We start from the raw sequence: 6,508 nt of genomic DNA, 5'->3' as shown, positions 1-6,508 counted from the left end.
CGCCACACCCCCCGCCGCCGCCCCCCCCCCCCCCCCGGGGGGGGGCCCGGGCCCGGGGGCGGGGGGGGGGGGCCCCCCCCCCCCGGGGGGGGGCCCGCCCCCGCCCCTCTGTGCCTGCTACAGGATGCGGATGCCGGGCGGGAGGTGCTCGATGCCGGTGACTTCGGTTCCGACGGGGACGTACAGGTGCCTCAGCCGGTGGAGGGGCGCGAGGGGGGTCACGTCCCACCGGGTGCCGGGCGGCGCGTTGAGCATGAGGGTGTGGAGGTGGGGGAAGGCCTCGGCGATCCTCGCGAAGGGGGGATCGACGGGGCCGACCTCCACGTCGAGCATGGCCATCTGCGGCAGCCGGAGCGCTGCCAGGGCACCGAGCATTGCGCGTCCCGCGACGACGCCGGCCGCGTGAAGCCGCCGCACGCCGGGCAGCAGGGGGACGAGGAGGGCGATACCGCGCTCGGTGACCCCCTCCCTGATGTCCAGGTACTCGGGCCGCAGACCGGGCCGCGTCAGCGCGGCGGCCTGTTCGTCGCTCGCGACGGTGTAGGCGAGGCCGTCCGGGTCGAGTCTCGCGATGATCTTCTCGGCGTACTGCTCGGCGTCGAAGCGGGACCACCCCCAGACGAGCTGGGAACGGACCAGGAGGGCCGGGTGGCCGACGAAGCGGGCCAGATAGGGGATCGCCGCTTCGGAGGCGACATGGGTCGCCGCCGTCACCACCATCTGGGCCTCCCCGTCGCTCAGCCCCTCCGGCCCCGGCAGCAGGCCGAGGACCAGCCGGCCCACGGCGGCGAGCTCGCGGGCCTCGTCCGGATTGCGCGGCGGGATGACGACGGCCGTACGGGCGAGGACCTCCTCCCGCACCTTCGGGGGCACTTCCGTCGCGTGCTCCAGGGCGGTCGCCGCGAGGAGCACCAGACGCAGCCGGGTCCGCCGGTCCGGGGCCCGGTCCGCCGCGGCCAGCAGCTCGCGGAGGATCTCCGCGCACTCGCGTGGCCGCGCGTGGCCCACGGCCATGCGGATGACGTCCTCCCACTGGTCGTCCGCGGCGTGCCGGACCAGGACGCCGATGTCCCAGTGGTCGACCAGGGCCTTGGCCGCCAGGTAGTCCTGGAAGGTGCGGTGGACGAAGTCGATCGTGTCGGCCGTCGGTTCGCGCAGCAGGCCGCTGCGGTGGAGGAGGTGGGTGAAGACCGCGCCGGGCGGGTGTCCCGAGGCCTCCATGACGGCGGGGACCGCTTCGGCGATCACCGATTCCGCGTGGGCGCGGTCCATCTGGAGGCGGCCGTTCAGCGTCAGCCAGTACGCGAGGCGCTGGATCAGCTGGATCTGCGGGGCCTCGTCGAGGACGAGACCGGACGGGGCACCCATGTCGCGCTCGCGGTCGCGGCGGGAGAGGAGCATCGACAGGGCGGCCTCGTAGAGGGCCTTGCGGCCCCGGGGCAGGAAGCCGCGCCGGTCGCGGTGCAGGGCGCAGACGAGTCCGCACATGAGGGGGTTGGTGGCGAGCTGGGCGACGTGCTCGGCGCTGCGGAGGGCGTCGAGGAGCGGCTGCTCGTACGGCTCGGCCTCCGGCCCCGCCGCCCGGTGCCAGCGCCGTACGAAGGTGGTGACCTCCGCGGACGACATGGGGGAGAGCGCCAGCTCGGCGAAGCCCTCGGGGGCCAGCCAGTCGTCCCGTACGGCGGTGGGGCGCGAGGTCACGAGCCAGCGGTTGTCCTCGTACGTGTCGAGGAGACCGCGGAGCCAGTCGCGGGCCCGGCCGCGCTCGGCCTCGGGGATCTCGTCGATGCCGTCGACCAGGACGAGGCCCCGCCCGGCCGACAGGACCCGGTCGGCCCACCCGTCGGGCGGGGTGAGCGGGCAGCCGGCGGCGGGCAGGAAGCGGTCGGGCGCCGGGAGCCGCTCGCCGTGGCGGGTGAGGGCGCGCAGGGGGAGGACGAAGGGGATGCGTCCGTGGAGGTAGCCCATGCCGTCCGCCGGCTTCTCCGCCGCCGCGGAGGTCGTCAGCCACTGGACGAGCGTCGTCTTGCCCGCGCCGGCCGCTCCCCGGAGGAGGACCTTGTCGTGGCGGGCGAGCGCGAGGTCGGCGCGGGTGACGGCCGGGTGCCGCTCCTGGGGGTGCAGGGGGTCCGCCGGGTCCGCCCCGTGGTCCCCCGGGCCCGCCCCGCCGTCGATCGGCCCGGCCTCGGTGGTCTCCAGGGACAGATAAGCCACGTCCAGCGGCCACCGGTCCGGTGAGTCGTGCAGGTCGATGCCGTAGATGGTGAGGCGGCCGTGCTTCTTCGCCAGGTGGGCGAGGTACCGGCGCTCGAACGAGGCGTCCTGCCCGTCCGCCCGCGGTGTCCGTCGGATGACCTCGTCGATCTTCGCGATCAGCTCCGCCTGGCCGCGGGTCTGCTCCACCAGGCTGCGGGCGACGAACGTGGACCGCTGGGTGAAGAACTCCAGGAGGTGGAGGCAGGCCCACTCGGTCATCGACTCCAGGTAGAGGACCGAGTCGGTGGAGAGGCCGTCGGGCCGGGGGGCCGCCGTGCGCAGGCGGCGGGCGAGGTCGCGGTGGCCGAGGCGGACGGCCTGGACGTCGTCCATGTCGAGGTCGCCGAGGGCGAGCAGGGTCGTCCCCAGGGTGTGGGTGACTGCCTCCGCCTCGTCGGTGGGGAACGGGGTCTCGCCGGGGCCGCCGGCCGAGCGGTCGACGAGGGCGGCGGCGAGCTTCCGGACGTCCTTCTCCGTCAGCGTGCGCTTCTCGCCGCGGAAGGAGACGAGTGAGGAGAGCCGGACGGCCCGGTTCCCGCCCGTCAGACCGGCCCCCGGGCCGTCGCTGACCAGCAGTTTCTTCAGGAGTGGGCTGATCGCCGCCGACGCGAGCCGGGTGCCGATGAGTGCCGGTTCCATGTGTGTCCCCCTGAAGATCCCCGAATCGGCCAGCGTAGTGCCGGACGGCCGTTCGGGGGGGGGTCGGTCGCGTGACCCAGGTCCCATCGGCGGCCGTCGGCTGGTGACAAGGCGCACAGGCGTTTCGAGGGGTACTAGCCGGAATAGTGGCGACCTTTGGTGGCGAATCGGGACGTTTAGCGATCAAGTGCCGGGACTTTGGGCCCAGGGGTCCCGAACCGGGCGGTGAGCGGCCTTTCGGGCGGTTCCGGGCACTCGTGACGTGCGGATAAACCGTTTCCCTTGTGCCGGTATGTCCGGTTTCAGGAGTTGAAGGCAAGGCCGTCAAGGGTCGATCTCCCCCGGAGATCGCTACGACGCAATGTCGTAGATGGGGTGTTTTGGGATGGGTGGGGGTCCGGGTTACCAAGGATGAGCAAGCCCGACGCCGAGCACCGATCGCGTCGGGTCCCGTACTTCCCGGAGGTTTTCCCCCGTATGTCGAAGCGCGTCATGAACCCCGCCACCCGTACCGCCGCCGTCGCCCTCGCCGCCGCGGGTCTGGGAGCGTCGCTGGTGGCCGGAGCAGGGTCCGCCTTCGCCGCCGAGGGCAAGGCCGTCGCCCCGGTCGCCGCGACCGCGTCCGCCGCCGTCGCCGCCCAGGCGGAGACCCAGGCCCACGTCGCCGCCCAGGTGAAGGCCGCCGCCGCCAAGGCCGCAGCCCAGAAGGCCGCCACCGTGAAGGCCGTCGCCGTGAAGGCCACCCCGGTGAAGGCCGCCAAGAAGGCGACCCCGTCCTGGGTCAAGCCGGTCACCTCGTACACCCTGACCGCCAGCTACAACCAGGGCGGCGCCATGTGGGCCCACAAGCACTCCGGCCAGGACTTCGCCGTCCCGGTCGGCACCCCGGTCAAGGCCGCGGGTGCGGGCACCGTCGTGAAGGCCGGCCCGAACGGCGGCGGCGACGGCCCCGCGTACGGCAACGCGATCGTCGTCAAGCACGCCAACGGCAAGTACTCGCAGTACGCCCACCTGTCGAAGATCAAGGTCAACGTCGGCCAGAAGGTCGCCGCCGGTCAGCAGATCGCCCTCTCGGGCAACACCGGCAACTCCTCCGGCCCGCACCTGCACTTCGAGATCCGTACGACCCCGAACTACGGCTCCGCCCTGAACCCGGCCGCCTTCCTGCGGTCCCACGGCGTGAGCATCTGAGCTCCCGCTCCCTGAACTCCCGCTAACCGGCCCCGTGGGCCTGGTTCAGCAGATCGAGGGCGACCTCGAGGACGGCTTCGCGCTTCTCCTCGGGGTCGCCCTCGACGTTGTCCATGAAGAACATCCCCGCGTGCAGCGTGAAGATCGCGCTCACGCAGCGGACCCGGTCGCGCACCGCGAAGTCCGGCTCCTGGATCAGCCCGCTCAGTTCGAGCATCCGCTCCTTGAACGTCAGGCCGATGCTCAGCTCGCGGACGGCCGCCTGGTTCTCCTGCATGAAGCGGAACAGCGGGTACGCGCTGATCAGCGACTCCTGGTAGCGGCGCAGGATCTCCTCCCTGACCTCCAGCGTCCGCGGCTGCTCCCGCGCCCAGGTGATCAGCTCGTCCACGGGCCGGGTGAGGTCCTGGAAGATGCCGATGATGATGTCTTCCTTGGTCTTGAAGTGGTAGTACAGCGCGGCCTTGGTGACGTCGAGGCGCTCGGCGATCTCGCGGAGCGAGGTCTTCTCGTACCCCTGCTCGGCGAAGAGCTCCAGCGCCACGTCCTGGATGCGCTGGCGGGTGTTGCCTCGGGCCATGGCTGCTCTCCACTTTCCAGAAAACTTACTTGACGACCGGCAAGTTACGGGCCTACCGTCCCCAGTGTAGTAACTAGCCGGGCGGCAAGTAAGTAAGGGAATGAGATGGCGACGAGCGTGACCGTGCAAGCAGCCGAGGAGAAGGCACCGCCGGCGCGCAGCGTCCGTGTGGTCCTCCTCGCCCTGATGATCGCGATGCTGCTCGCGATGCTCGACAACATGATCATCGGCACCGCGATGCCGACGATCGTCGGCGAGCTCGGCGGCCTGGAGCACCTCTCCTGGGTCGTCACCGCCTACACCCTGGCCACCGCCGCCTCCACCCCCCTCTGGGGCAAGCTCGGCGACATGTTCGGCCGCAAGGGCGTCTTCCTCACCTCGATCGTGATCTTCCTGATCGGCTCGGCGCTCAGCGGCATGGCCCAGGACATGGGCCAGCTCATCGGCTTCCGCACCGTCCAGGGCCTCGGCGCCGGCGGCCTCATGGTCGGCGTCATGGCGATCATCGGCGACCTGATCCCGCCCCGCGAGCGCGGCAAGTACCAGGGCATGATGGCCGGCGTGATGGCCCTCGCCATGATCGGCGGACCGCTCGTCGGCGGCACCATCACCGACCACTGGGGCTGGCGCTGGTCCTTCTACATCAACCTGCCGCTCGGCGCCGTCGCCCTCGCCATGGTCACCACCGTCCTGCACCTGCCCAAGAAGCAGCGCGCCACCGGCACCCGGATCGACTTCCTCGGCGCCGGACTGCTGACCGCCGGCATCACCGCGATCGTCCTCGTCACCACCTGGGGCGGTACGGAGTACGCCTGGGGCTCGGCCACGATCGTCGGCCTCGCCGTCGGCGGAGCCGCCGCACTCGCCGCGTTCCTCTTCGTCGAGACCCGGGCGAGCGACCCGATCATGCCGCTGCACATCTTCCGCAGCCGCAACTTCACCCTGATGTCCCTGATCGGCTTCATCACCGGCTTCGTGATGTTCGGCGCGGTCCTCTACCTGCCGATCTTCCAGCAGTCCGTCCAGGGCGCCTCCGCGACCAACTCCGGCCTGCTGCTCCTGCCGATGCTGCTGTCGATGATGGTGGTCTCGCTGGTCGTCGGCCGGGTCACCACCAGCACCGGCAAGTACAAGGTCTTCCCGATCGTCGGCGGGGCCCTCATGGTCGTCGGCCTCTTCCTCCTCTCCACGATGGACACCGGCACCTCGCGCCTGGTCTCCGGCGTCTGGATGGCCGTCCTCGGCGCCGGCATGGGCTTCCTCATGCAGATCACCATGCTGGTCGCCCAGAACAGCGTGGAGATGAAGGACATGGGCGTCGCCTCCTCCTCCACCACCCTGTTCCGGACGCTCGGCTCCTCCTTCGGCGTCGCGATCATGGGCGCGCTGTTCACCAGCCGCGTCCAGGACGAGATGGCGGCCCGCGGCGGGTCCGGGCTGACCGAGCGGACCGCCCAGCTCGACGCGGCCAGCCTCGCCAAGCTGCCCGCGGCGCTCCGCGAGGCCTACCAGCACGCGGTCGCCACCGGCACCCACGGCGCCTTCCTGCTCGCCTCGGCCGTCGCCGTCCTCGGCTTCGCCCTCGCCTTCTTCGTCAAGGAGGTCACGCTCCGCGGCGCGGGCCCGGCGGCGGTGCCGAAGCCCGCGGCGGACGACGACAGCGCCAAGGTCGCCGAGACGGTCTGATCCTCCGGCACGCGCGTACGGGAGTGGGGGGGGGGGGGGGGGGGGGGGGGCCCCCCCCCCCCCCCCCCCCCCGGCCCCCCCCCGCCCCCCCCCCCGCCGCCGCCCCCGCGCCGGCCCCCCCCCGCCCCCCCCCCCCCCCCCCCCCCCCCCCCCCCC

General features: G+C 72.3%; 4 protein-coding genes. 2 read left to right on the top strand and 2 right to left on the bottom strand.

The genetic code is table 11. The annotated features are described in order from the left end of the window. Positions 1-117: 117 nt before the first annotated feature. Positions 118-2,895 (bottom strand): NACHT domain-containing protein, encoded by a 2,778-nt coding sequence (locus ACIQFX_RS00150; protein ID WP_402456941.1) that lies wholly within the window; start codon positions 2,893-2,895, stop codon positions 118-120. A gap of 477 nt (positions 2,896-3,372) precedes the next feature. Here ACIQFX_RS00150 and ACIQFX_RS00145 point away from each other — a divergent pair, with 477 nt between their 5' ends. Next, the gene (locus tag ACIQFX_RS00145) at positions 3,373-4,086 is read left to right on the top strand and encodes a M23 family metallopeptidase (protein WP_402456939.1); all 714 of its coding nucleotides are present in this window, start codon (positions 3,373-3,375) and stop codon (positions 4,084-4,086) included. A 22-nt stretch (positions 4,087-4,108) separates the two neighbouring features. Here the strand turns inward: ACIQFX_RS00145 and ACIQFX_RS00140 are convergent, their stop codons facing one another. After that, complete coding sequence (locus ACIQFX_RS00140) at positions 4,109-4,666, bottom strand: TetR/AcrR family transcriptional regulator (protein WP_402456937.1); 558 nt, start codon at positions 4,664-4,666, stop codon at positions 4,109-4,111. Between the two features lie 105 nt (positions 4,667-4,771). Between ACIQFX_RS00140 and ACIQFX_RS00135 the strand changes: the two genes are divergently transcribed. Then, the gene (locus ACIQFX_RS00135; RefSeq protein WP_402456934.1) at positions 4,772-6,352 is read left to right on the top strand and encodes an MDR family MFS transporter; all 1,581 of its coding nucleotides are present in this window, start codon (positions 4,772-4,774) and stop codon (positions 6,350-6,352) included. The last annotated feature ends 156 nt before the right edge of the window (positions 6,353-6,508 follow it).

Source organism: Streptomyces sp. NPDC093089, from assembly GCF_044754405.1.
In the GTDB taxonomy this organism is placed as follows: domain Bacteria; phylum Actinomycetota; class Actinomycetes; order Streptomycetales; family Streptomycetaceae; genus Streptomyces.
Note: the sequence above shows the minus strand (reverse complement) of the source record. Positions and strands in the feature narration are given on the sequence as shown.

What these genes read in the sequence shown, in the direction of transcription:
- ACIQFX_RS00145 (WP_402456939.1), top strand. Translation starts at nt 3,373, where the DNA reads ATGTCGAAGCGCGTCATGAACCCCGCCACCCGTACCGCCGCCGTCGCC.
- ACIQFX_RS00150 (WP_402456941.1), bottom strand. Translation starts at nt 2,895, where the DNA reads ATGGAACCGGCACTCATCGGCACCCGGCTCGCGTCGGCGGCGATCAGC.
- ACIQFX_RS00140 (WP_402456937.1), bottom strand. Translation starts at nt 4,666, where the DNA reads ATGGCCCGAGGCAACACCCGCCAGCGCATCCAGGACGTGGCGCTGGAG.
- ACIQFX_RS00135 (WP_402456934.1), top strand. Translation starts at nt 4,772, where the DNA reads ATGGCGACGAGCGTGACCGTGCAAGCAGCCGAGGAGAAGGCACCGCCG.